The 2,430-nt window shown below is 53.3% G+C and carries 1 protein-coding gene and 1 pseudogene; both read left to right on the top strand.

All coding sequences use genetic code 11. From position 1 onward, the window contains the following. Nucleotides 1-99: 99 nt before the first annotated feature. Nucleotides 100-1,038 (top strand): annotated as a pseudogene (locus I656_RS00775) (NAD(P)/FAD-dependent oxidoreductase); the annotation flags it as partial. Nucleotides 1,039-1,195: 157 nt separating this feature from the next. Next, a complete protein-coding gene (bioB, locus tag I656_RS00780) occupies nucleotides 1,196-2,197 on the top strand; it encodes a biotin synthase BioB (RefSeq protein ID WP_015374736.1) in 1,002 nt (333 codons plus the stop codon). Nucleotides 2,198-2,430 lie beyond the last annotated feature (233 nt).

Raw genomic sequence — 2,430 nt, 5'->3', positions numbered from 1 at the left:
TATTTACGCTTGTGAGGGAAAATCAACAAATCAGTGATTTTTGCACATCTTTGTGCAGGAAACCGTATTGCTTGTCAAGTACATGTTGTGGTGAAGAGCCAAAGCATTTTTGAATATTTGCGCGAGCGGATTGCGATGCGCTTTACAACGGAAGTGGATGATATCGTGACCGAGCGGACGGAGAGCGGCCATCGAGTGAAAGGCGTTGTGCTGAAAAACGGCGAAACGTTGACAGCGGAAAAAGTCGTCATCGCTCCGGGGCGCGATGGCTCGGTTTGGCTGAGCAAAATCTTGCGCAAGCGCCGTTTGCGGATGATCAACAATCAGGTTAACATCGGAGTGCGCGTGGAAACATCGAACATCGTCATGCAAGAAATTAACGAACATCTGTATGAAGGGAAATTCATTTTCAACACGTCGGTTGGGACGCAAGTGCGCACGTTTTGCAGCAACCCGTCCGGACATGTCGTCGTCGAAAACCATTCCGGCATCATGCTCGCCAACGGCCATGCGTACAAAGATCCAAAGCTCGGCAGCAACAACACGAACTTTGCCCTTCTTGTTTCACATAAGTTTTCCGATCCGTTTGACAAGCCGAACGAATACGCCCATGAAATTTCCCGGCTGGCGAACGCCTTGTCGAACGGCGGCATCATCGTGCAAAAATACGGCGACATTTTAAAAGGACGGCGATCGACGGAAAAGCGAATCAAAGAAGGGTTCATCGAACCGACGCTAAAAGAAGCGGTGCCGGGCGATTTAGGCCTCGTTTTGCCGTACAACACGATGAAAAGCTTGATCGAAATGACGGAAGCGCTCAACCATGTTACTCCGGGGCTTGCCTCTGAGCATACGCTCTTTTATGGGGTGGAAGCGAAGTTTTATTCGGCACGTCCGAAACTGAACGACCGCTTTGAAACCGAAATCGCCGGGTTGTATGTCGGCGGCGACGGCGCCGGCATTACGCGCGGCCTTGCGCAGGCGAGCGCCTGCGGCGTCTGGATCGCCCGCGATATCGTCGAGAAATTGACGCATTAGGTGAGGAACCGAGGGCAGGCCCCTTCAAACGGGGGCCTGTTTTTTTGCTGTCTGCCTAGGGACGGATTAAAAAGTAAACTGAAATGAAAATATAGTTGACAAATATGCGGCTGGTCCGTTACGATAAATGTAATGATATGGAAAGGGGAGAGGAGAGATGGCAAACTGGCTGGTGTTGGCCGAGCAAGTGTTGGGAGGCCACGAGCTGACCGATGAGGAAGCATTGGCGATATTGGATTGTCCGGATGAGGAGTTGCTCCTTTTGCTGCAAGGGGCGTACCGGATTCGCTCCGCCTATTATGGAAACAAAGTGAAGCTGAACATGATCATCAACGCCAAATCCGGCCTCTGTCCGGAAAACTGCGGCTACTGTTCGCAGTCCGCCGTATCGACGGCGCCGGTGAAAACATATAAAATGGTCGACAAAGAGACGTTGTTGCGCGGCGCGGAAGAAGCACACCGTTTGCGCATTGGGACGTACTGCATCGTCGCCAGCGGCCGCGGGCCGAGCGATAAAGAGATCGACACCGTTGTGTCTGCGGTCAAGGAAATTAAAGAGCGGTTCGGGCTGAAAGTGTGCGCCTGCCTTGGGATCTTAAAGCCGGAGCAGGCGGCGCGGCTGAAAGAGGCGGGAGTCGATCGCTACAATCATAACATTAACACGTCAAAACAGCACCATCCGAACATTACGACGTCCCATACATACGACGACCGGGTGCGGACGGTGGAAACGGTGAAAGAAGCTGGTCTTTCGCCTTGTTCCGGCGTCATCATCGGCATGAAAGAAACGAAGCAGGATGTCGTCGATATGGCGCGCAGTTTGCGGGCGCTTGACGCCGATTCCATTCCAGTCAACTTTTTGCATGCGATCGACGGCACGCCGCTGGCTGGCACGAACGAATTAAACCCGCGTTACTGTTTGAAGGTGCTGGCCCTTTTTCGCTATATGAATCCAACCAAAGAAATCCGCATCGCCGGCGGGCGAGAAGTGAATTTGCGCTCACTTCAGCCGCTTGGCCTGTATGCCGCCAACTCGATTTTTGTCGGCGACTATTTGACGACCGCCGGGCAAGAAAAGTCAGCCGATTATCAAATGCTTGGGGATCTTGGGTTTGAAATCGAATTTGCCCCGGCTCCGCAAGCCGGAGTCGTATCATGAACGATGCCGCCGGAAGATGGCGGCTTTTTGTATGTGCGCTCACCGAGGACAAGACCTAGCGAAGCGGGAGGCATGGGAGGCGCCATGCGGTTTCAGATGGGACGCCACGATGGCGCATCGCAAGCCTTGGCGAGAAGCGGAGCGCATGATAAGACGGTGGACTTGGCCTGCCTATGCTCTGACGAGAAAAGCGGATTGAACCCCTATTGCGCCGTTTGACGCGCTTTTTTGGC

Origin of the sequence: Geobacillus sp. WSUCF1 (genome assembly GCF_000422025.1) — a bacterium.
GTDB lineage: Bacteria > Bacillota > Bacilli > Bacillales > Anoxybacillaceae > Geobacillus > Geobacillus zalihae.
This window is presented reverse-complemented; position numbering and strand designations above follow the sequence as displayed.